The 20,641-nt window shown below is 67.1% G+C and carries 19 protein-coding genes; 5 read left to right on the top strand and 14 right to left on the bottom strand.

Annotation, left to right across the window (positions count from 1 at the left end; genetic code table 11):
- The 14 genes from JZZ72_RS14700 to JZZ72_RS14635 form a co-directional block, all read right to left on the bottom strand.
- Positions 1-2,472, bottom strand: a 2,472-nt coding sequence (locus JZZ72_RS14700; RefSeq protein WP_210014642.1) for a sensor histidine kinase, incomplete at its 3' end; no start/stop codon positions are given.
- A 15-nt stretch (positions 2,473-2,487) separates the two neighbouring features.
- Complete coding sequence (kdpC, locus tag JZZ72_RS14695) at positions 2,488-3,048, bottom strand: potassium-transporting ATPase subunit KdpC (protein ID WP_210014641.1); 561 nt, start codon at positions 3,046-3,048, stop codon at positions 2,488-2,490.
- Positions 3,049-3,062: 14 nt separating this feature from the next.
- Positions 3,063-5,114, bottom strand: a complete 2,052-nt coding sequence (kdpB, locus tag JZZ72_RS14690; RefSeq protein WP_043863105.1) for a potassium-transporting ATPase subunit KdpB — start codon at positions 5,112-5,114, stop codon at positions 3,063-3,065.
- A 10-nt stretch (positions 5,115-5,124) separates the two neighbouring features.
- The gene (gene kdpA / locus JZZ72_RS14685) at positions 5,125-6,819 is read right to left on the bottom strand and encodes a potassium-transporting ATPase subunit KdpA (protein ID WP_054915683.1); all 1,695 of its coding nucleotides are present in this window, start codon (positions 6,817-6,819) and stop codon (positions 5,125-5,127) included.
- An 8-nt stretch (positions 6,820-6,827) separates the two neighbouring features.
- On the bottom strand, positions 6,828-6,917 hold the full coding sequence (gene kdpF, locus JZZ72_RS14680) for a K(+)-transporting ATPase subunit F (protein WP_043863107.1): 90 nt from the start codon (positions 6,915-6,917) through the stop codon (positions 6,828-6,830).
- A gap of 193 nt (positions 6,918-7,110) precedes the next feature.
- Entirely contained in the window at positions 7,111-8,163 is a 1,053-nt protein-coding gene (locus JZZ72_RS14675) for an AI-2E family transporter (RefSeq protein ID WP_043863108.1), read from the bottom strand.
- 11 nt (positions 8,164-8,174) lie between these two features.
- Positions 8,175-8,984, bottom strand: coding sequence for a DUF4892 domain-containing protein (locus JZZ72_RS14670; RefSeq protein WP_043863109.1), 810 nt, complete (start codon positions 8,982-8,984; stop codon positions 8,175-8,177).
- Between the two features lie 115 nt (positions 8,985-9,099).
- Entirely contained in the window at positions 9,100-9,951 is an 852-nt protein-coding gene (locus JZZ72_RS14665; protein WP_210014640.1) for an alpha/beta hydrolase, read from the bottom strand.
- A complete protein-coding gene (locus tag JZZ72_RS14660) occupies positions 9,948-10,742 on the bottom strand; it encodes an alpha/beta fold hydrolase (protein WP_054915681.1) in 795 nt (264 codons plus the stop codon). The genes JZZ72_RS14665 and JZZ72_RS14660 overlap by 4 nt, the downstream gene beginning before the upstream one ends.
- 92 nt (positions 10,743-10,834) lie before the next feature.
- A complete protein-coding gene (locus JZZ72_RS14655; RefSeq protein ID WP_043863112.1) occupies positions 10,835-11,182 on the bottom strand; it encodes a hypothetical protein in 348 nt (115 codons plus the stop codon).
- An 81-nt stretch (positions 11,183-11,263) separates the two neighbouring features.
- Complete coding sequence (locus tag JZZ72_RS14650; protein WP_043863113.1) at positions 11,264-11,707, bottom strand: hotdog fold thioesterase; 444 nt, start codon at positions 11,705-11,707, stop codon at positions 11,264-11,266.
- A gap of 26 nt (positions 11,708-11,733) precedes the next feature.
- Complete coding sequence (gene sixA / locus JZZ72_RS14645; RefSeq protein ID WP_196932956.1) at positions 11,734-12,189, bottom strand: phosphohistidine phosphatase SixA; 456 nt, start codon at positions 12,187-12,189, stop codon at positions 11,734-11,736.
- A complete protein-coding gene (locus JZZ72_RS14640; RefSeq protein WP_043863115.1) occupies positions 12,186-12,533 on the bottom strand; it encodes a DUF4389 domain-containing protein in 348 nt (115 codons plus the stop codon). Before JZZ72_RS14640 ends, sixA begins: the two co-directional genes overlap by 4 nt.
- A gap of 16 nt (positions 12,534-12,549) precedes the next feature.
- Positions 12,550-13,575: an NAD(P)H-dependent glycerol-3-phosphate dehydrogenase gene (locus JZZ72_RS14635; RefSeq protein ID WP_043863116.1), complete on the bottom strand. Its 1,026-nt coding sequence runs from the start codon at positions 13,573-13,575 to the stop codon at positions 12,550-12,552.
- Positions 13,576-13,745: 170 nt separating this feature from the next.
- On the opposite strand from JZZ72_RS14635, the gene JZZ72_RS14630 reads away from it, so the two are divergent.
- From JZZ72_RS14630 to fabB, 5 genes are all read left to right on the top strand, one after another.
- Positions 13,746-15,857 carry a TonB-dependent receptor plug domain-containing protein gene (locus JZZ72_RS14630; protein ID WP_123752249.1) on the top strand — a complete coding sequence of 704 codons (2,112 nt, stop codon included), beginning with the start codon at positions 13,746-13,748 and terminating at the stop codon, positions 15,855-15,857.
- Complete coding sequence (locus tag JZZ72_RS14625) at positions 15,857-16,750, top strand: ABC transporter substrate-binding protein (RefSeq protein ID WP_043863118.1); 894 nt, start codon at positions 15,857-15,859, stop codon at positions 16,748-16,750. The genes JZZ72_RS14630 and JZZ72_RS14625 overlap by 1 nt, the downstream gene beginning before the upstream one ends.
- A complete protein-coding gene (locus JZZ72_RS14620) occupies positions 16,747-18,672 on the top strand; it encodes an ATP-binding protein (RefSeq protein ID WP_196932953.1) in 1,926 nt (641 codons plus the stop codon). The genes JZZ72_RS14625 and JZZ72_RS14620 overlap by 4 nt, the downstream gene beginning before the upstream one ends.
- Before the next feature lie 205 nt (positions 18,673-18,877).
- Positions 18,878-19,393 (top strand): 3-hydroxyacyl-[acyl-carrier-protein] dehydratase FabA, encoded by a 516-nt coding sequence (fabA, locus tag JZZ72_RS14615; protein ID WP_043863120.1) that lies wholly within the window; start codon positions 18,878-18,880, stop codon positions 19,391-19,393.
- 11 nt (positions 19,394-19,404) lie between these two features.
- Positions 19,405-20,625 carry a beta-ketoacyl-ACP synthase I gene (gene fabB / locus JZZ72_RS14610; protein ID WP_054915677.1) on the top strand — a complete coding sequence of 407 codons (1,221 nt, stop codon included), beginning with the start codon at positions 19,405-19,407 and terminating at the stop codon, positions 20,623-20,625.
- Positions 20,626-20,641: the final 16 nt, after the last annotated feature.

Raw genomic sequence — 20,641 nt, 5'->3', positions numbered from 1 at the left:
GTAGAACATGTCGAAGATGCGCGCCCGGTCCTGCGGCGCAATCCCCGGGCCCTCGTCGGCGACGGCCAGGCACAGCTGCTCGCCTTCCACACTCACCCGCAGTTCGAGGCGCCCGTGGGCCGGCGAGAAGCGTGCCGCGTTCTCCAGCACATTGATCAGGGCCTGCTCGATCAGTGCGGCATGCACGAACAGCAGCGGCAGCTCTGCCGGCACCTCGGTGCGCAACTGCAACGGGGCCAGCACCACGCGCAGGCGGCTCAGGGCGCTGCCGACGATGTCGGTCGGCGCCACCCAGTCCCGCGCGAGCTTGAGCCCGCCATGCCCCAGGCGGGTCATGTCGAGCAGGTTCTGGATGTAACGGTCCAGGCGCTCGGCCTCGTCGCGGGTGCCTTCGAGCAGCTCGCGACGGTCGTGCTGACTGATTGCCTCACCCAGTGCCAGCAGGCTGTCGATGCTGCCGCGCATGGCAGTCAACGGGGTGCGCAGGTCGTGGGACACCGAGGCCAGCAAGGCACTGCGCAACTGTTCGGTTTCGCCGTGCAGGCGCGCCGCCTCCAGCTGATCGGCCAGCCGCGCCCGGGCCAGGGCCTGGGCCAATGGCTGGCTGAGGGCCTTGAGCAGGCGCCGGCGCTGGGCCGTCAGCACCTGGCCCTCGCGCGGGCGTACCCCCAGCAGGGCCAGCGGGCCTTCCTCCACCGACAGCGGCCACCACCACCAGCGCCCGTTGGGCAAGGTGTCGCTGCCAAGGCCGGCGGCCTGGTCATGCTGCCAGGCCCAGTCGGCGGCCGCCCGCTCGGTGTCGTTGAACTGCAGGGCACCGCCGCTGGCCACCTGCAGGCGACCTTCGGCATCGCGTTCGAGCAGGCACATCTGCACGTCCGTCCAGCCCTCCAGGTGGTGGCTGGCGGCATTGAACACCGCCTGGCGGTCGGTGGCCGCGGTCAGCCGGCGGGTCAGGTCCAGCAATTGGCCGGTCTGCTCCTGGGTTTCGCGCAGCGCCTGCAACTGACGCCGCTGGCGCGCCGCCAGGTTGCCGGTCAGGGCGGCCATCAGCAGAAAGAACACCAGGGTCAGCACGTCCTCCTCGCGCTGGATGCTCAGCGAGAAATTCGGCGGTATGAACAGAAAGTCGTAGGCCAGAAACGACAGCGCGGCGCACACCAGCGCCGGGCCCAAGCTGCTGCGCACCGCCACCAGCAGCACTGCTGCCAGAAACACCAGCGAGATGTTGGGCAGCGCCAGCACCCCGGCCACGCCCCAGGCCAGTGCACTGGCCAACACGGTGGCAAGCAGCGCCAGCAAGTAGTGGCGCCAGGCCCAGGCTCGCGCCACCGGCGCGCTGACCGGTTCTGGCTGTGCGTCGCGGTCGAGCACGTTGATTTCCAGCCCGTGGGCCTCGCGCAACAGGCGCGCCGCCACACCGGCACCGAACCAGCGCCGACGCAGCCGGTCACGCGACTGGCCCACCAGCACCAGGCTCGCACGCCGCTCCAGCGCATGCTGGATCAAGGTGTTGGCCACCTCGCCGGCGCGCAGCACCACCACTTCGCCGCCCAGCCGCTCGGCCAGCTGCTGGGCGGCCTGCAGGCGCTGGCGTGCGGTTTCGTCGCGCAGGCGGCCGTTGTCCACGTGCACCAGGCTCCAGGGCAGGTGGCGGCGCTGTGCCACGCGGCTGGCATGACGTACCAGGCGCTCGGCCTGGGCATCGCCATCCACCCCCACCAGCAGGCGCCCACGCAGCGCCGGCGCATCCTGGCCCAGGCTGCGGTAGCCGTGGGCGAGGTCGGCATCGACCTGGGCGGCGGCGGTCTGCATCGCCAGCTCGCGCAGGGCCGTCAGGTTGGTCTGGGTGAAGAACGCATCGATCGCCGCCCGCGCCTGCTCCGGCACGTACACCTTGCCGTCGCGCAGGCGTTCGAGCAGCTCGCGCGGCGGCAGGTCGATCAGCACCAGTTCGAAGGCTTCCTGCAGCACCCAGTCGGGCAGCGTTTCGCGCACCTGCACGCCGGTGATGCCGCGCACATGGTCATTGAGGCTTTCCAGGTGCTGCACGTTGACCGTGGTGTACACGTCGATACCGGCCGACAGCAGCTCCTGCACGTCCTGCCAACGCTTGGCGTGGCGGCTGCCGGGTGCGTTGCTGTGGGCCAGCTCGTCCACCAGCGCCAGTTGCGGGGCGGCCTTGAGCAGGCCGTCCAGGTCCATTTCCTCCAACTGCACGCCACGGTACTCGGAGCGCACCAGCGGCTGTTGCGGCAAACCGCCCAGCAGCGCCTCGGTTTCGCTGCGCCCATGGGTTTCGACGATGCCCGCCAGCACCCTCACCCCCTGGCGCAACTGCGCATGGGCGGCCTGCAGCATGGCGTAGGTCTTGCCTACGCCGGGCGCTGCGCCCAGGAACACCTTGAGCCGGCCGCGCCCCTCGCGCGGCAACTCGGCCAACAACGCATCGGCGCGTTCAGAATCACTCATGGTCGACACACGTCCTTATTTCGAAGCAGGTGCGAGCTGGTCGAGGGCCGCATTCAGGGCCAGGATATTGACCACCGGCGGCCCCACCAGTGGGTGCAGGGTGGACTGCTCCACCAGGGCTTGCAAGGCGGGCAGCGGCAATTGCCGCGCCGCTGCCACCCGCGCCAGCTGATAGGCCACGGCTGCTGGCGGCAGGTGCGGGTCCAGGCCGCTGCCGGAGGTGGTCAGCAGCGCCAGCGGCACCGGGCCTTGTGCCGGCACATACAGCGCCTGGGCCTGCTCGCCCACGCGTTTGGCCAACGCCGGGTTGCTCGGCGCCAGGTTGCTGGCACCGCTGGACACCGTGGCATAGTCGGCCGCCGAGGGCCGCGGCTGGAACCAGCCCGCGCCACTGAACGGCTGGGCCAGCAGGCGAGAGCCGCGCACCTGGCCACTGTCGTCGCGCAGCAGGCTGCCGTTGGCCTGCTCGGGGAACGCCACCTGGGCGACCCCGGTGACCACCAGCGGGTACACCGCGCCGGTGATCAGGGTCATCAACACAATCAGGCTCAGGGCCGGGCGTACTAGCGTCGTCATGTTCATCTCCCAGTTCACACAAGGTGCAGCGCATTGAGCGCCAGATCGATCAGCTTGATCCCCACGAACGGCACCAGAAGCCCGCCCAGACCGTAGATCAGCAGGTTGCGCCGCAGCAGGTGGGCAGCGCTGGCGGCCTGCACCCGTACCCCGCGCAGCGCCAGCGGGATCAGCACCACGATGATCAGCGCGTTGAACACGATCGCCGAGACGATGGCGCTCTGCGGGCTGGCCAGTTGCATCAGGTTGAGCACGCCCAGCTGCGGGTAGATCGCAGCGAACAGCGCCGGCAGGATGGCGAAGTACTTGGCCACGTCGTTGGCAATGGAAAAGGTGGTGAGCGCGCCACGGGTCACCAGCAGCTCCTTGCCCACCTGTACCACATCCAGCAACTTGGTCGGGTCGCTGTCCAGGTCGACCATGTTGGCCGCCTCGCGGGCCGCCTGGGTGCCGTCATTCATGGCCATGCCGACATCCGCCTGGGCCAGCGCCGGGGCGTCGTTGGCACCGTCGCCGCACATGGCTACCAGGCGCCCGTCGTTCTGTTCCTGGCGAATGCGTGCCAGCTTCTTCTCCGGCGTGGCCTCGGCCAGCACGTCGTCGACCCCGGCCTCGGCGGCAATCGCCGCCGCGGTCAGCGGGTTGTCTCCGGTCACCATCACGGTGCGAATGCCCAGTTTGCGCAGCTCGGCGAAGCGCTCGCGAATGCCGGGCTTGACCACGTCCTTGAGGTGGATAACGCCCAGCAGGCGCTTGTCCACGCACACCAGCAACGGTGTACCGCCGCTCTGGGCAATGCGGTCGACTTCACGGGCCAGGGCGGCCGGCAGGTCCAGGCGCTGCATGCCGACGAACGCCAGCACCGAATCCACCGCGCCCTTGCGGTAGCGCTGGGCGCCGAAGTCGACGCCCGACAGGCGGGTTTCGGCGCTGAAGGCCACCGGCACCAGGTGTGCAGCGTCGGGTGGGGTGAAGTCATGCAACTGGCGCAGGTAGTCGACGATCGACTTGCCTTCGGCGGTGTCGTCGGCCAGCGAGGCCAGCAAGGCGCCCTCGCCCAGCTCGCGGGCAGTGATGCCGGGGGCGGCGTGCACCGCACTGCAACGGCGGTTGCCGAAGGTGATGGTGCCGGTCTTGTCCAGCAGCAGCACGTGCACATCGCCGGCCGCTTCCACTGCACGCCCCGAACGGGCAATCACGTTGAGCCGTACCAGACGGTCCATGCCGGCGATGCCGATGGCCGACAGCAGGCCGCCGATGGTGGTGGGGATCAGGGTCACCAGCAAGGCCACCAGAAACACCATCGGGATGCTGCCACCGGCAAAGTGCGCGAAGGGCTGCAGCGTGACCACTACCACCAGGAAGATCAGCGTCAGGCCGATCAGCAGGATGTCCAGGGCCACCTCGTTGGGCGTCTTCTGGCGTTTGGCGCCCTCGACCAGGGCGATCATGCGGTCCAGGGTCGACTCGCCCGGGTTGCTGGTGATCTGCACCAGCAGCCAGTCGGACACCAGCCGGGTGTTGCCGGTGACCGCAGAGCGGTCGCCGCCAGACTCGCGGATCACCGGTGCGGACTCGCCGGTGATCGCCGCCTCGTTGACCGCGGCGATCCCTTCGATCACCTCGCCGTCACCGGGGATCATCTCCCCGGCATCCACACGCACCACATCGCCTTTGCGCAGGTCACTGGCCGGCACCACCTCGAACTCGCCCGAGGCCATGCGCCGCCGCGCGTTCAGGCCCTGGCTGCCGGCCTTGAGGCTGTCGGCGCGGGCCTTGCCACGGCCTTCGGCCAGGGCCTCGGCGAAGTTGGCGAACAGCACGGTGAACCACAGCCACACGGCGATCTGCACCGATACGCCGGTGGGTACGTCGCTGGGCAGCAGGCACAACAGGGTGGTGAAGATAGCGGTCAGTTCCACCACCAGCATCACCGGGGCGCGCTTGAGCTGGCGCGGGTCGAGCTTGACGAATGCCTGCACCAGGGCCGGACGCCAGAGCGCGGCGAAGGTGGTGCGGGCAGTGGCGGACGGGGCCGCCTTCACTTCGGAAACAGGCAGGTTCATGGTCGGCTCCTCACAAGCCCAGGCTCAGGTATTCAGCAACCGGGCCCAGGGCCAGGGCCGGCAGGAAGGTCAGGCCACCGATCAGCAGGATGGTCACCAGCAACAGCGTGACGAACAGCGGGCCATGGGTCGGGAAGCTGTTCTGGCCCACCGGCGCGCTCTTCTTCAGCGCCAGGCTGCCGGCCAGGGCCAGCACCGGCAGGATGTAGCCGAAGCGCCCGATCAACATGCCCAGGCCGATCATCAGGTTGTGGAAGGTGGTGTTGGCGCCCAGCCCGGCAAACGCCGAGCCGTTATTGGCACTGGCCGAGGTGTAGGCGTACAGCAACTGGCTGAAGCCGTGCGGGCCCGGGTTGCTGACCGCGGCGGCAGGCCCCGGCAGGCTGGTGGCCAGCGCGCCGAGCACCAACACGCCCACCGGCATCACCAGCAGTGTGGCGACCAGTAGTTGCACCTCGCGGGCCTGCAGCTTCTTGCCCAGGTATTCAGGGGTACGACCGATCATCAACCCGGCCAGGAACACCGCGATCAGCACGTTGAGCAGCATGCCGTAGAGCCCGGCGCCGACGCCGCCGAAAATCACCTCGCCGACCATCATGTTGACCAGCGCGACCATGCCGCTGAGCGGGTTGAGGCTGTCGTGCATGTTGTTCACCGAGCCGTTGGAGGCCGCGGTGGTGGTCACGCTCCAGAGCACGCTGGCGGTGGTGCCGAAGCGGCTCTCCTTGCCTTCCAGCGGCGCGGTCTGCTCCACCAGCGGGCTGTTCAGGGTGGGGTTGGGCTGGTACTCCGACCACAGCGCGGTGGCGCCGCCGATCACGAACAGCGCAAGCATGCAGGCGATGATCGCGCGGCTCTGGCGCAGGTCCTTGACGTAGTGGCCGAAGGTGAACACCAGGGCCACCGGAATCAGGATGATCGAGGCCACCTCGAACAGGTTGCTCCAGGCGCTGGGGTTCTCGAACGGGTGCGCCGAGTTCACCCCGAAAAAGCCGCCGCCGTTGGTGCCCAGCTGCTTGATCGCGATCTGGCTGGCAGCCGGGCCCAGCGGGATCACCTGGTCGGCGCCCTGCAGGGTCAGTGCATGCACATAATCGGTGAAGGTCTGCGGCACACCCTGCCATACCAGCAGCAGCGCCAGCAGCAGGCACAGCGGCAGCAGCCCGTAGAGGGTGGCGCGGGTCATGTCGACCCAGAAGTTGCCCAGGGTGCTGGCCGAGCGTCGGGCAATGCCACGACACAGCGCGACCAGCACGGCAAGGCCGGTGGCGGCGCTGACGAAGTTCTGCACGGTGAGGCCGAGCATCTGGCTCAGGTAGCTGAGCGAGGCTTCGCCGCTGTAGGACTGCCAGTTGGTGTTGGTCATGAAGCTGACGGCGGTGTTGAACGCCAGCGACCACTCCTGGCCGGGCAGGTGCTGCGGGTTCAGCGGCAGGTGCCCTTGCAGCAGCAATACGGCAAACAGCAGCCCGAAGCCTGCAAGGTTGAAGGCAAGCAGCGCCAGGGCGTACGTCTTCCAGCTCTGCTCGGTGGCGGGGTCGACCCCGGCCAGCCGGTAGCAGCCCCGCTCCACCGGCCCCAGCAGCGGGCTCAGCCAGGTGCGCTGGCCTTCCATCACCTTGTAGTAGAAGCGGCCCAGCCAGGGCGCCGGCAGCAGCACCAGGGCGAAAAAGGCCAGCAGCAATGCGTAATCGTAACTGTGCATGGCTGCTCCTAACCGCGATCGGCGCGCAGCAGCGCGGCCATCAGGTACACAAACAACGCCACTGCCAGCAGCAGTGACACCCCGTCCAGAATGCTCATGAAGAATCTCCGTCCCGCGGCACGGTGCCGCTGACGGTGATTGTCGGGAGGGGGGGCGTAAAGGGGCGAGAGGGCTAGCGAGGGTTGGGTATAAAGAATGCGTAAAGAGAGCGAGTCGGCATGGCTGGGACGCCCCGTTGGCCGGCAGGGCCGGCGCCTGGCAAGGGCGGCCCGGCCAGCCAGGCCGGTGCGATCAGGCCCGCGGCGGGTGCTGCGGCTCGCTGCGGGTCCAGTCCAGCAGCAGGCTGTAGGCCACTGCCAGCAGCGTGGGGCCGATGAACAGGCCGATGAAGCCGAACGCCAGCAACCCGCCAAACACCCCCAGCAGCACGATCACCAGCGGCAGGTTGCCGCCCCGGCTGATCAGGTAGGGCTTGAGCACGTTGTCCACGCCACTGATGATGAACGTGCCCCAGATCCCCAGGAACACCGCCATGCCGTACTGGCCCTGCCACGCCAGCCATGCGGTGGCCGGCACCCAGGCCAGCGGCGGCCCCATGGGGATCAGGCTGAGCAGGAAGGTCACCAGGCCCAGCACCAGCGCGCCCGGCACCCCGGCGATCAGGAAGCCGATCAGCGCCAGCAGGGCTTGCGCCGCTGCGGTGCCGATCACGCCGTTGACCACCCGTTGCACGGTGCCAGCCACCAGGTCCAGGTAGTATTCAGCGCGCTCGCCGATCAGGCGGTTCAGCAGGCGCAGCACGAAGGCCGACAGCCGCGGCCCGTCACGGTAGAAGAAGAACACGAACACCAGGCTCAGGGTCAGTTCGAGAATCCCGCCGCCGATCTGCGCACTGCGGGCCAGCAACCAGTTGCCCACCTGCCCCAGGTGTGGCTTGATCGCCGCCAGCATGGCCGCGCCCTGCTGGTCGAGGGTGTCCCAGAAGCCGACCAGGCGCTCCCCCACGAAGGGTATGCCGCCCAGCCAGGCAGGCGCATCGGGCAGGCCGTCGACCTGCACGTCGCGCACGAACGCGGTGGCATCACGAATATGGTCGGCCAGGTTGAAGCCCAGCCACACCAGCGGCAATGCCACCAGCAGCATCCACACGCCCGTCAGTACGCTCGCCGCGAGGGTTTCGCGCCCGCCGAGCACGCGCGTGAGCAGGCGCATCAGCGGCCAGCTGGCATAGGCCAGGATCGCCCCCCACAGCAGCGCGGAAATGAACGGGGCCATGACCCACAGACCGGCCCCCAGCAGGCCGATAAGGATGATCTGCACCAGCAGGCGATCGTTGTTGAGCATAGCGGCCCCGGTCAGCGGATCAGTTCGACATGCAGCCCGGCAGCCGGCTGCGTACCCACTTCAAGCCGTGCTGCGCGCACCCCGGCCTTGACCAGTTGCTCGCGCCAGGCCTCGGCCTGGGCGCCGGTCAGGGTCACGCGCAAGGTACTGTTCAGGTTGAGGCTGCGCGACAGCAGGTTGACCCAGGCCGGCTGCGGTTCGCCCTTGAGGTCGGCATAGTCGAGCTTGCCGGTGCTCAGCAGTTCCCGCTGCACGGTGGCCGGCGTGGGCAACACCTCGCCCAGCGGTGCGTTGGCCACGAACTCCTCGACATGCAGGTACGCGCGCCGATTGCCCTTGGTGATGCTGTACAGCGCAACCAGGGTGTCGCTGGAGGCGCCGGAGCGGCGCAACAGAATGAACGCCTGCTGGTTGTCGGCACCGGTCAGGTTGAATCGCCCGGCCAGCTGCGCCGACCACAGGCTGCTTTCACCGCAGTCCTGCCCCTGGCACCAGAACAGCGGGTAGCCACCTGCGGTCTGCAAGGCTTCGCGGGCGGCGGTAAAGGCTTCGTTGGCACTGCGCTCGGCCGGCAGCTGGTAGGTGGCATAGCTGACCTTGCCGCGGCCCTCGACCTTGCCCTCCATGCGTACCACATTGCTGATCTTGCGCAGCGAACCGAGGGGGTACACCCGCTCCTGTTCCTGCTCCAGTTCCTGCGCACTGGTCTGGCCCACTACCTTGGCATCCACCGGAATCGGCAGTTGATCGGCCATCAGTGGCGTGCTGGCAAGCACGGCCAGGCCGGCAAGGCCTGTTCGAATCAGACGCGAAATACTCATTGGCGGGCCATGGCGCTAAGGGCCTCGATGGCGAAAAAAGGTGCAACGGTGTCGCGCTTGGTCATGGTTGTCTCCCTGTTCAACCCGCCAAGCCTCGACAGTTGCCCGCCGCAAGTCAAGAAATGGCAAAGAAGCGATTGAAACAGTCTGCAACAAGGCTGGCGCCCGACTCGTCGTTCAGGTGCAGGTGATGCCCGCCCGGCAGCTGTTCCAGCTTGAAGGGTAGCTGCTCGAGCAGGGTGGTGTTGCGCGCCAGCATGCCGTCGGCGGCCACCACCAGTTGGGTCGGACAGGCGATGCGGCGCACGAAGGTCAGCGCCTGTTCTTCGCTCATGCGCAGCGGCGACGGCAGGGTCAGGCGGCTGTCGCTGCGCCAGGTGTAGCCACCCGGCACCGGCATCAGGCCGCGCTGGGCCAGCAGCTCGGCGGCCTCGCGGGTGACCGCGACCATGCCCTGCATGCGTGCCTGCACCGCCAGCTCCAGGGTCGGGTAGACGGTCTTGCCCTTGCCGCCCTGGCGCAACTGCGCCTGCAAGGCCATGCCCATGCGCTCGGCCGTGTCCTGGGGGCCGGCGCCGGGCGGGATCACCCCGTCGATCAGCGCCAGGCGGGTGATCCGCTCGGGCAAGGCACCGGCCAGGATCACCGAGATGATCGCCCCCAGCGAGTGCCCGAGCAGGGCAAACCGTTGCCAGCCCAGTTGCTCGGCTACCCGCAGCACGTCGTGGGCGTAGTCCCACAGCGCGTAGCCGGCGCCCACCGGCCGATGGTCTGAATAGCCATGCCCGGCCAGGTCCAGTGCCACGATGCGCAGCCCATGCAGCCGGGGCGCCAGGCGCGCGAAGGTGTTGGCGTTGTCGAGCCAGCCATGCACGGCGATTACCGGGATGCCCTGCTGCGGGCCGAACAGGTGCGCTGCCAGTTCGATGTGCCCCAGGTTCAGGCGCACTTCCTCCACGCCACTCATTGCACCGCTTCCTGCCAGCGATCGAACAGGCCCTTGATCAGGCTCGCGGTGTCATGCGGGCGCTCCAGCGGAAACATGTGCCCACCCGGCAGGCTGTGGAACTCGCCCCTGGGCATGCTGCGCACGGCATACGCGTGGTGGCGGCGTACCACGCGGCTCTGGCTGCCACGCACCATCGCCAGCGGCAGCGTCAGCTGGCGGGCCGGGCCGGGGCTTACGTGGGGCAGGCTGCGATAGATGCTGATCTCGGTGGCCGGGTCGAAGCGCAGGCGCAACTGCTCGCCCTCGTCCTGCAGGCCATGTTCCAGATAAGCCTCGAAGCAGTCGGGGTCGAACTGGCGAAACAGCGCCTTGCCGGTGAAGTAGGCCCGGGCGCTCTCGCGGTCGGCGAACGCCTCGCGGCGTCCCAGGGTGCGGCCGGCCGGGGTGATGCGGTCAATGAAGCCAAAGCGCTTGGCCAGCTGGATCAGCCACTCGTCGGCTCGGGTCAGCACCGGCGAATCGAGCATCACCACCCCACGGTAGTACTGCGGGCAGCGCATCGCCGCGTGCAGGTGCAGCACCCCGCCCAGCGAGTGCCCTACCCCCCACACCGGCTCGGGCTGCTGCTCCAGGTGATGGATCAGTTCATCGACCAGGTTCTGCCAGTTGTCGTTGACCGGAAAGCGCGGGTCGTGCGCGTGCTGCGGCAGGTGGGTGACGTGATAATCGGGGGCCAGCGCAGCGAACAGCTTGCCGTAGGTGGCCGAGGGGAAGCCGTTGGCATGGGCGAAGAAGATCTGCTGCGTCATGGTCGCCTGTCCGCGAAGGGGAATCGGGCCATTTTCCCCGCCGCAGCAACACCCGGCAACATCCGTACAGGCCAGGGAGCACGACGATCAGGTCAATTCGCGTCGAAGCTGGCAATCGAACGGCGCAGGCAGGCCTGCAGGTACAGCAACTGGTACTCGAGCGCATCACGTGCCTTGCGCTTGTGCTCGCGGCTCAGTTCGGCCCGGCGCAGTGCCAGGCAGGTGGCCTGCAACTGATGCCCCATCAGGCGGCCCGTCTCGCGCAATTGCCTGAGCTCGCGCAGCCCCTCCAGGCGTCGCATCAACTCGTCGAGCTTGGCCTCGGCACTGTCCTTGAGCACGTTGTACTCGGCAAAATCCAGCGCCTGGGCACGCTCGACCTGGCGCACGATGTCGTAGAAGTAGGCCGAGCCTGCCATTTCCGGATCCGGTGTGTTCATCGCCAAACTCCTGTTCGCGCCCCCGATGGGTCCTGGGGGCACGCTAGCAAGGCAGGGCATGGGCAACAACTGGTAGAAATATCAGGTCGCCGGTGGGTTGTCGCCCAGCGCGATGACGGCGATGGTCAGGCGCGAGATGCAGTTGAGCTTGCCGTCTTCGGTGCTCAGGCGGATGTCCCACACATGGGTGCTGCGGCCAATGTGCACGGGCCGGGCAGTGGCCGTGACGCGCCCGCTGCGCACACCGCGCAGGTGGTTGGCGTTGATCTCCAGGCCCACGCAATAGAAGCGCGTGGTGTCGATACACAGGTAGCTGGCCATGGAGCCGACGCTCTCGGCCAGCACCACCGAGGCGCCGCCGTGCAGCAGGCCGAACGGCTGGTGGGTGCGCTGGTCGACGACCATGCTGGCGCTCAGGGAGTCGTCGGTGAAGCCTTCGAAGCGAATATCCAGCACTTCGCCGATGGTGCCTTTCTGGCGGGCGTTGAGCTGGTCGATATCGGGTTGGGTTTTCCAGAGGCTCATGCAGCATTCCTTGTCGTGGTTGGCGATCAGGTGGGAGTGAGACTGCGCAGTGTCATCAGCCCGGCCAGGGGGTGGTCGCCGTCGAGTTCGGCCAGGCTGGCGGTGCCCATGGGTGCGGGGTCCTTGCGGTGGCCATGCTCGAGCAGGCACACCAGCGTGCCCACCAGCGGTTGATGGCTGACCAGCAGCACCTGCTCCACCCCCAGCCTGCCCAGCTCGGCGATGACCTGCTGCGGGTCGCTTTCGGGAGTGAGCCAGGGCACGGTCTGCACCGGCTTGTCCAAACCCAGCGCCTCGTGGACCAGCGCAGCGGTCTGCTGCGCGCGTACATAGGGGCTGGCCAGGATCACCTGCGGCGCGCAGCCGAGCAACTGGGCGGCACTGCGCAGCACCTGCTCGCGACCGTGGGCGGTCAGCCGGCGTTCGGCGTCGCTGTTGGCGCGGGGCTCGGCTTCACCGTGGCGCAGTACCCACAGCCTCACAGCTTGGGCTCTTCGTCACGCGCCGGGTGTGGCGCAGGCGGCACGCTGTGGGCGGCTTCGCCTTCCGGCGCGCGCGGGGTGGGCCAGTCGGCGAACGGCCAGGGCTTCTGGTCGGTGTGGAAACTGCCGAAGCGACCGATCTGGGCCAGAAACTGGCTCAGGCTGTCGCCGAAGTTCATCAGGCTGGCACTGGGTGCGCCGTAGATCAGCCGGTACACCAGTTGCACCACCACCAGGCCACCCAGCAGCAGCTCGGCCAGTTGCCATACCAGTAGGAACACCAGCATCCACAGCACACGCAAGATGATCGATTCGCGCTGCGCCTGTTTTGGGGACTCGTTCATGCCCTGCTCCTGTAATTCAGTTGAAACCGCTGGTGGAAATGAAGTCGACGTCGGTTTTCGGCTCGCCGCGCATCAGCAGCTCGATCACCTGGCTCAGGGTCCGGCCTTCGAACAGGATGGCATGCAGGCCGGCTACCAGCGGCATGTACACCTGCACTTGCTCGGCCTTGGCCTTGAGCACCTTGAGGGTGTTGACCCCTTCGGCCACCTCGCCCAGGCGGTTGACCGCCTCGTCCAGGCTCAGCCCCTGGCCCAGGGCATGGCCGACCTGGTAGTTGCGGCTCTTGGGCGAAGAGCAGGTGACGATCAGGTCGCCGACACCGGCCAGGCCCAGGAACGTCATCGGGTTGGCGCCCTGGCTGACGGCGAAGCGGGTCATCTCGGCCAGCGCGCGGGTGATCAGCATGCTCTTGGTGTTCTCGCCCATGCCCAGCGCCACCGCCATGCCGGCGATGATGGCATAGACGTTCTTCAGGGCGCCGCCCAGCTCGACGCCAAAGCGGTCGTTGCTGGCATAGACACGGAAGGTACGCCCGTGCAGCACGGCCTGGACCCGCTGGCACAGCTGCTCGTCCTCGCTGGCGACCACGGTGGCGGTCAGCGCGTGCTCGGCCACCTCGCGGGCCAGGTTGGGCCCGGAGAGCACGCCGATGCGCGCCTGTGGGGCGATCTCTTCGAGAATCTGGCTCATCAGCTTGAAGGTGTGCGCCTCGATGCCCTTGGTCAGGCTCACCAGCAGCTTGTTGCTCAGCAGCTCGGCATGGGGCGCCAGCACGCTGCGCAGGGCGCTGGACGGCAAGGCGACGAAGATCAGCTCGCAGGCCTGCAGGGTGGCCAGCAGGTCGTTGACCGGCTCGACGCCCGGGTGGATCTTCACGCCCTTGAGGTAGCGCGGGTTTTCGCGGTTGTTGCGCATGGCCTCGGCTTGCTCGGGGTCGCGCATCCACTGCCGTACCTCGACACCATTCTCGGCCAGCAGGTTCGCCACGGCGGTACCAAAGCTCCCGCCTCCAAGAACTGCAACAGGCTGCTGTTCAGTCATATCCAATCCGTTAAAACCAATAAAGTGGCGACCCCCGCATTATACGGAGCGTTAAGGCCACGGCCAGCGCCAGATGTGCGATTGGACCGCAGCAATGCGGGTTTGATCGCTGGAAAAAGCCGGCTACTCGGTTAACATGCCCGCTCGATACCCGCCATCAAGGCCGCGCCGTGCATCTTGGCCCTCCCCCCTCGCGCCCGCTGGTTCTGCTGACTGCCCTGCTGGGCGGTCCGGCGGTGGCGGACGACCTGTTCGTCGACAGCCAGGCGCTGCCGCAGATCCTGACCGCCACCCGCCTCAGGCAGTCGCCGGCGGCGGTGCCCGGCAGCATGAGCGTGCTCGACAGTGAGCTGATCCGCGCCAGCGGCGCGCGCAACGTACCCGAACTGCTGCGCCTGGTGCCCGGCATGATGGTCGGCTACGGCGCGGGCAACCAGCCGGCGGCCAACTACCACGGCAGCAGCGTCAACGATGCGCGGCGCATGCAGGTGCTGGTCGATGGCCGTTCGGTGTACCGCGCGGGGCTGGCGACGGTGGACTGGGGCGATATCCCGCTGGCACTGGAGGATATCGAGCGCATCGAGGTGTTCCGCGGGCCCAACACCGTCAGCTATGGCGCCAATGCACTGATGGCGGTGGTCAACATCCTCACCCGCAGCCCGGCCGACAGCCATGGCACGCGGCTCAAGGTGATCCGCGGCCAGCGCGGCATCGACGACTGGTACGCCAGCCAGGGCCTGGGCTGGGAAGGCGGCGACCTGCGCCTGTCGCTGTCGGGCCAGCAGGACGACGGCTTTGACCACAACGCGCAGGGCCAGCACTACCGCGATGGCCGCCGCCTGACCCGCCTGAGCCTGAGCGCCAGCCATGCGCTGAACGCCGAGCAGAGCCTGGACTGGCAGTTTTCCGCCAAGGAAGGCAGCGAGCAGCGCCCCTATGCCTACACCCCGGTGTTCCCCGGCGTTAGCGGCGCAGGGGCGAACGCCGACGTGAATGCCAAGGACTACGCCGCCTCGGTACGCTGGAACATCGACCTGGACCCGTGGCACAGTCTGTACCTGCAGGGTTCGGCGTTGCACTGGGATCGCCAGCAGGTGTGGCGCGCGTGCGATGCGGCCATCGCCTTCAGCCCGCAACTGGCGCAGCTGTGGCGGCTCAACCCGGGCTATACCGAACGCCTGGCCCGCAACATCGACGCGCCGATTCCTCCCGGCAGCGACCAGGAGCAGGCGCTGGCCCGCGAGGTCCGCCAGCAGTGGCACAACGGCGGTGCCAACCCGGTGTGCGGCGACATCGACCAGAGTACCCGCGAAAGCCGCCTGGACCTGGAGCTGCAGGACACCCTGAGCCTGAGCGACAGCCTGCGCCTGGTCAGCGGCGTCGCCTACCGCTACGACCGGGCCGACTCGCAGACCTACTACGATGGCAGCCTCGACGACACCACCTGGCGCCTGTTCGGCCAGCTCGAGTGGCGCGCCGACGAACACTGGATCGTGCAGGGCGGCGCGATGTTCGAGGACACCCGGCTGGCGGGCAGCTCGCTGGCCCCGCGCCTGGCCGTGAACTACCTGATCACCCCGCGCCACGGCCTGCGTGCGGTGTACTCGGAAGCGGTACGCTCGCCGGACATGTTCGAGAACAACGTCAACTGGAGCTACCGCGTCGACAACCTGCGCCCGGCCGCTTTCGGCCAGCGCCACGCCGAGTACTTCGTCACCACCCGCGGCCCGGGCGATCTCGACCAGGAACGCATGCGCTCGCAGGAGCTGGGCTACAACGGCTTTTTCAGCGAAATCGGCCTGAGCCTGGACATCAAGCTGTTCCATGACCAGCTCACCGGCATGGTCAGCGAACCGCTGCGCAACAACCGGCCCATCGCCAGCAACGCCAACAAGGCGCGTTTCACCGGCAGCGAGGCGCAACTGGACTGGCAACTGCGCAGTGCCGACCGCCTGCGCCTGACCTACGCCTATGTCGATGCCTGGGCCAGCAACCCCGATGACCGCCACCTCAGCGCACGCAACAGCGGATCGGCCGGCTGGCTGCGCGACTGGGGCCGAGGCTGGTCGAGCGCAGTGTTCTACTACGGCGACGACGCCCTCAACCAGTACCGCTTCGAGCGTGTCGACCTGCGCGTGGCCAGGCGCATCCCCATCCGCAACGCCAGCCTGGAGCTGGCCGGGATGCTTCAGCAACGCCTGGATGACGAGCCCACCAGCAACTGGCAGAACCGCTACGACAGCCGGCAGGTGCTGTACCTGAGCGCGGAGCTGGAATTCTGATGCGCCTGCTGCACGCTTGCCTGGTGCTGATGCTGGCGTGGCCGCTGAGCGCACTGGCGGCCGCAGACATTCTGGTTACCGCCGCCCAGGGCAATGCAGGCGTGCGCGACTTCGTCACCGCCCTGCGCGCGCAGCGCCCCACCGATCACGTGCGCTTCACCGCCGTGTCAGAACTGCCTGCCGGGCACAGGCTCAAGCCGGGCACGCGCCTGATTCTGCTCGACCTGGCCGCACTGGACTGGCGCCTGAAACAGGCCGAAGGCCCGCCAACGCTGGCCTTGCGGGTCAGCCGGGTACAGGCCAGCCGGCACCTGGGCGACCGACGCCCGTCCTACCTGAGCCTGCTGTGGAGCGACCCGCCGCCCGCGCGCCAGTTGCGCCTGGCCCACTACCTGCTGCCCCAGGCCAGGCGCATTGGTGTGCTATATACCGAGAACAGCCGGTTCCTGCTCGACGAGCTGCGCCAGGCGGCCAAGGCGCTGCGCCTTGAGATCATCGCCCAGGCCTGGCCCGACCCGCGTGACAATCGGCCGCTGCAGGCCGTGCTCAAAAACAGCGATGTGCTACTGGGCCTGGACGACCCACTGCTGTACAACGCCACCACGGCCAAGCACCTGCTGCTGAGCAGCTATGCACGCCAGGTCCCGCTGATCGGTCCGAATGCCGGGTTCGTGCGCGCCGGCGGGCTGGCCAGTACCCTGAGCGACCAGCATGACTGGCTGGCGGTGCTCGACCGCCTGCTCGACCAGCCGCCGGCGGCCTGGCCGCGGACGTTGTACCCCGAGCGATTTCGCGTGGCCGGCAACCAGCAGGTGGCCCGAGCCCTGGGCATCGAGGCGATAGACCCGGTGGCCGCACAACAGGCCGTGGCCGCAGGAGAGAAGCACCGATGAAAAAACTGACCTGGGACATCAGTACCCGCACCCAGATCATCAGCCTGGGGCCGGCCCTGCTGCTGACGTTGCTGCTGATCAGCTTCTTCACCTTCGTGCGCATCCAGGACTTGCGCCAGGAGCTCAACCATACCGGCCAGCTGATCGCCAACCAGCTGGCACCGGCCTCGGAATACGGGGTCATTTCGGGCAATGACGAAGTGCTCGAGAGCCTGATGCGCGCCACCCTGACCATCCCGCATGTGCGCTTTCTCGAAGTGCAGGACAGCGAAAACCACATCCTGGTGTATGTCGAGCAGGCCGACGAGCACGAGAACCGCCCCCAGCAGGTCGAGGTGTTCCAGGCGCCTATCCGCCTGCAGCGGATCTTCCTGGACAGCGATTTCCTGCACAACGGTGGCTCGGCCTCGACCCGCAAGGACGATTACCTGGGCCGGGTGATCGTGGGCATGTCCGATGACGCCTTCAACCAGCGCCAGCAGGAAATCGTGATCAAGGCCGCGATCCTGGCCCTGTTCGCCCTGCTGTTCACCTTCATCCTCGCACGGCGCCTGGCGCGCAGCCTGTCGCGTCCGATCAGCGACATGGGGCACGCGGTCAAGGCCATCCAGAAAGGCGACTTCAATGCGCCGCTGCCGGTGGTCGACGACAGCGAGCTGGGCCACCTGGCCCGCCACATCAACAACCTGGCCAGCGGCCTGGCACAGGCCAGCCACGAGCAGCAACAGGCCATCGCCCAGCTGATCCAGGCCCGCGAGGAAGCGGAACAGGCGAACAAGGCCAAGTCGGACTTCCTGGCGATGATGAGCCACGAGCTGCGCACCCCCATGAACGGGGTGCTGGGCATGCTGCAACTGCTGCAGACCACCGCGCTGAGCGAAGAACAGAGCGAGTACGCGGCCGTGGCCAGCGAGTCCACCGGCCATCTGCTCAAGGTGATCAACGACATCCTCGACTTCTCGCGGATCGAGCGCACGACGCTGGAGCTGGAGCACATCGAGTTCAACCTGGCCGAGCTGCTGGGCAGTTGCACGCAGTCGTTCCAGCATGTCGCCCAGCAGCGCGGATTGCTGCTGCTGGCGCCACTGCCGCCGGGCATGGAACAGTTGCGCGTGGCCGGCGACCCGACCCGCATCCGCCAGGTGCTGGTGAACCTGATCGGCAACGCGCTGAAGTTCACAGAACACGGCAGCGTGCAGATCGAACCGCGCTGGCAGGTACTGGACCGACAACTGATCTGGTTCACCTGTGCGGTGCGCGATACCGGCATCGGTATCGACAGCGAGCGCCTGGAAACCATGTTCGTTGCCTTCCAGCAGGCCGACAGTTCTATTTCACGACGTTACGGCGGTACCGGCCTGGGGCTGTCTATCGCCCGCACCCTGACCGAGCGCATGGGCGGCACGCTGCGTGCCGAAAGCCGTGAAGGCAGGGGCTCGACCTTTACCCTGGAAATGCCGCTGGCGCTATGCATGCAGCAGAACCCCACGCTGCCTGCGCCCAGGACCGACAACAGTGACCCTGGCCAGGGCCGGCGCATCCTGCTGGTGGAGGACAACCCGGTGAACCAGGCCGTGACCCAGGCCATGCTGCGCAGCCTGGGGTTCGAGGTGTGCGTGGCCGCCGATGGCGCCCAGGCGGTGGCGCTGGCCAGCCGCCAGCGCTTTGCCGCCACGCTGATGGATTGCCGCCTGCCGGTCATCGACGGCTACGAGGCCACCCGGCGCATCCGCCAGATCCCCCATGCCGCAGCCATGCCGATCATCGCCCTGACTGCCAACGCGCTGCAGGGCGATCGCGAACGCTGCCTGGCCGCCGGCATGAACGACTACCTGACCAAGCCGTTCAAACGCATTGATCTGCAGCAGATTCTGCAACGCTGGCTGCCCGCACAGGCATCTGTGACTGGCGATAAATGCTAAAGTGCGGCAGTCTTACAGACTGAACCGGGCCCTTGCCGGGCTTGTCATAAAAATTTCAGTGCACAAGTGTACATCTTCGTCCCCTGTGCTGTGACTTTCACTACAACGCAATAGTCTATGTGTAGGCTGCCGCCCCAAGCCTGAGGCTTTTGGGTCGGTCGGGAAGATCTACCCCGTGCCGCACGGTGACTATTGAGGAGCTCGCATGACCAAACAAAACGCCTTTACCCGGGAAGACCTGCTGCGCTGCAGTCGCGGTGAGCTGTTCGGCCCAGGTAACGCGCAACTGCCCGCCCCTAACATGCTGATGGTGGATCGCATCACGCACATCAGCCAAGAGGGTGGCAAGTACGGCAAAGGTGAGTTGGTCGCCGAGCTGGATATCAGTCCAGACCTGTGGTTCTTCGCCTGCCATTTCGAAGGCGACCCGGTGATGCCAGGCTGCCTGGGCCTGGATGCCATGTGGCAGCTGGTCGGATTCTTCCTGGGCTGGCAAGGCCTGCCAGGCCGTGGCCGGGCCCTGGGTTCGGGCGAAGTGAAGTTCTTCGGTCAGGTACTGCCGACCGCCAAGAAAGTCACCTATAACATCCACATCAAGCGCGTCCTGAAAGGCAAGCTGAACATGGCCATCGCCGATGGCTCGGTCAGCGTCGACGGCCGCGAGATCTACACCGCCGAAGGCCTTCGGGTCGGTGTATTTACCTCCACTGAAAATTTCTAAGGGTTATTCGCATGCGCCGCGTCGTAATCACAGGTCTGGGCATCGTATCGTGCCTGGGCAATGACAAAGAGACCGTCTCCGAAAACCTGCGTAAAAGCCGTCCGGGCATCCGTTTCAACCCGGAATACAAGGAAATGGGGCTGCGCAGCCAGGTTTCCGGTTCCATCGACCTCAACCTCGAAGAGCTGATCGACCGCAAGGTCTATCGCTTCGTCGGTCACGCAGCCGCCTACGCCTACCTGGCGATGCAGGACGCGATCAAGGACTCGGGCCTGAGCGAAGAGCAGGTGTCCAACCCGCGCACCGGCCTGATCGCCGGTTCCGGCGGCGCCTCGACCCTGAACCAGATGGAAGCGCTGGACATCCTGCGCGAAAAAGGCGTCAAGCGCGTCGGCCCATACCGCGTTACCCGCACCATGAGCAGCACCGTGTCGGCGTGCCTGGCCACCCCGTTCAAGATCAAGGGCCTGAACTACTCCATCGCCTCGGCGTGCGCCACCAGCGCGCACTGCATCGGTACCGCGATGGAACAGATCCAGATGGGCAAACAGGACGTGGTGTTCGCCGGTGGCGGTGAAGAAGAGCACTGGAGCCAGTCGTTCCTGTTCGACGCCATGGGCGCACTGTCCAGCAAGCGCAACGACACCCCGGAAAAAGCCTCGCGCGCCTACGATGCCGACCGTGACGGTTTCGTCATCGCCGGCGGTGGCGGCATGGTAGTGGTCGAGGAGCTGGAGCACGCTCTGGCCCGTGGCGCGAAGATCTACGCCGAAATCGTTGGCTACGGCGCGACCTCCGACGGTTACGACATGGTTGCCCCAAGTGGCGAAGGCGCGATCCGCTGCATGCAGCAGGCGCTGTCCACCGTCGACACCCCGATCGACTACCTGAACACCCACGGCACCTCGACCCCGGTCGGTGACGTTGCCGAAATGAAGGGTGTGCGTGAAGTGTTCGGCGACAAGGCCCCGGCCATCAGCTCCACCAAGAGCCTGTCGGGCCACTCGCTGGGCGCTGCCGGCGTTCACGAGGCGATCTACTGCATGCTGATGATGGAAGGCAACTTCATTGCCGGCTCCGCCAACATCGACGAGCTGGACCCGGAAGTGGCCGACCTGCCAGTTCTGCGCGAAACCCGCGAAAATGCCAAGATCGACACCGTGATGAGCAACAGCTTCGGTTTCGGCGGCACCAATGCCACCCTGGTGCTCAAGCGCTGGGCTGGCAAGTAAGCAAGGGCTCGCCCCT

This window comes from Pseudomonas palmensis (assembly GCF_017848315.1).
Lineage (GTDB): Bacteria > Pseudomonadota > Gammaproteobacteria > Pseudomonadales > Pseudomonadaceae > Aquipseudomonas > Aquipseudomonas palmensis.
Note: the sequence above shows the minus strand (reverse complement) of the source record. Positions and strands in the feature narration are given on the sequence as shown.

What these genes read in the sequence shown, in the direction of transcription:
- kdpA (WP_054915683.1), bottom strand. Translation starts at nt 6,819, where the DNA reads ATGCACAGTTACGATTACGCATTGCTGCTGGCCTTTTTCGCCCTGGTG.
- kdpC (WP_210014641.1), bottom strand. Translation starts at nt 3,048, where the DNA reads ATGACGACGCTAGTACGCCCGGCCCTGAGCCTGATTGTGTTGATGACC.
- JZZ72_RS14675 (WP_043863108.1), bottom strand. Translation starts at nt 8,163, where the DNA reads ATGCTCAACAACGATCGCCTGCTGGTGCAGATCATCCTTATCGGCCTG.
- JZZ72_RS14640 (WP_043863115.1), bottom strand. Translation starts at nt 12,533, where the DNA reads ATGAACGAGTCCCCAAAACAGGCGCAGCGCGAATCGATCATCTTGCGT.
- JZZ72_RS14635 (WP_043863116.1), bottom strand. Translation starts at nt 13,575, where the DNA reads ATGACTGAACAGCAGCCTGTTGCAGTTCTTGGAGGCGGGAGCTTTGGT.
- kdpB (WP_043863105.1), bottom strand. Translation starts at nt 5,114, where the DNA reads ATGAACCTGCCTGTTTCCGAAGTGAAGGCGGCCCCGTCCGCCACTGCC.
- JZZ72_RS14650 (WP_043863113.1), bottom strand. Translation starts at nt 11,707, where the DNA reads ATGAGCCTCTGGAAAACCCAACCCGATATCGACCAGCTCAACGCCCGC.
- JZZ72_RS14625 (WP_043863118.1), top strand. Translation starts at nt 15,857, where the DNA reads ATGCGCCTGCTGCACGCTTGCCTGGTGCTGATGCTGGCGTGGCCGCTG.
- JZZ72_RS14655 (WP_043863112.1), bottom strand. Translation starts at nt 11,182, where the DNA reads ATGAACACACCGGATCCGGAAATGGCAGGCTCGGCCTACTTCTACGAC.
- JZZ72_RS14665 (WP_210014640.1), bottom strand. Translation starts at nt 9,951, where the DNA reads ATGAGTGGCGTGGAGGAAGTGCGCCTGAACCTGGGGCACATCGAACTG.
- JZZ72_RS14620 (WP_196932953.1), top strand. Translation starts at nt 16,747, where the DNA reads ATGAAAAAACTGACCTGGGACATCAGTACCCGCACCCAGATCATCAGC.
- kdpF (WP_043863107.1), bottom strand. Translation starts at nt 6,917, where the DNA reads ATGAGCATTCTGGACGGGGTGTCACTGCTGCTGGCAGTGGCGTTGTTT.
- JZZ72_RS14660 (WP_054915681.1), bottom strand. Translation starts at nt 10,742, where the DNA reads ATGACGCAGCAGATCTTCTTCGCCCATGCCAACGGCTTCCCCTCGGCC.
- JZZ72_RS14670 (WP_043863109.1), bottom strand. Translation starts at nt 8,984, where the DNA reads ATGAGTATTTCGCGTCTGATTCGAACAGGCCTTGCCGGCCTGGCCGTG.
- fabB (WP_054915677.1), top strand. Translation starts at nt 19,405, where the DNA reads ATGCGCCGCGTCGTAATCACAGGTCTGGGCATCGTATCGTGCCTGGGC.
- fabA (WP_043863120.1), top strand. Translation starts at nt 18,878, where the DNA reads ATGACCAAACAAAACGCCTTTACCCGGGAAGACCTGCTGCGCTGCAGT.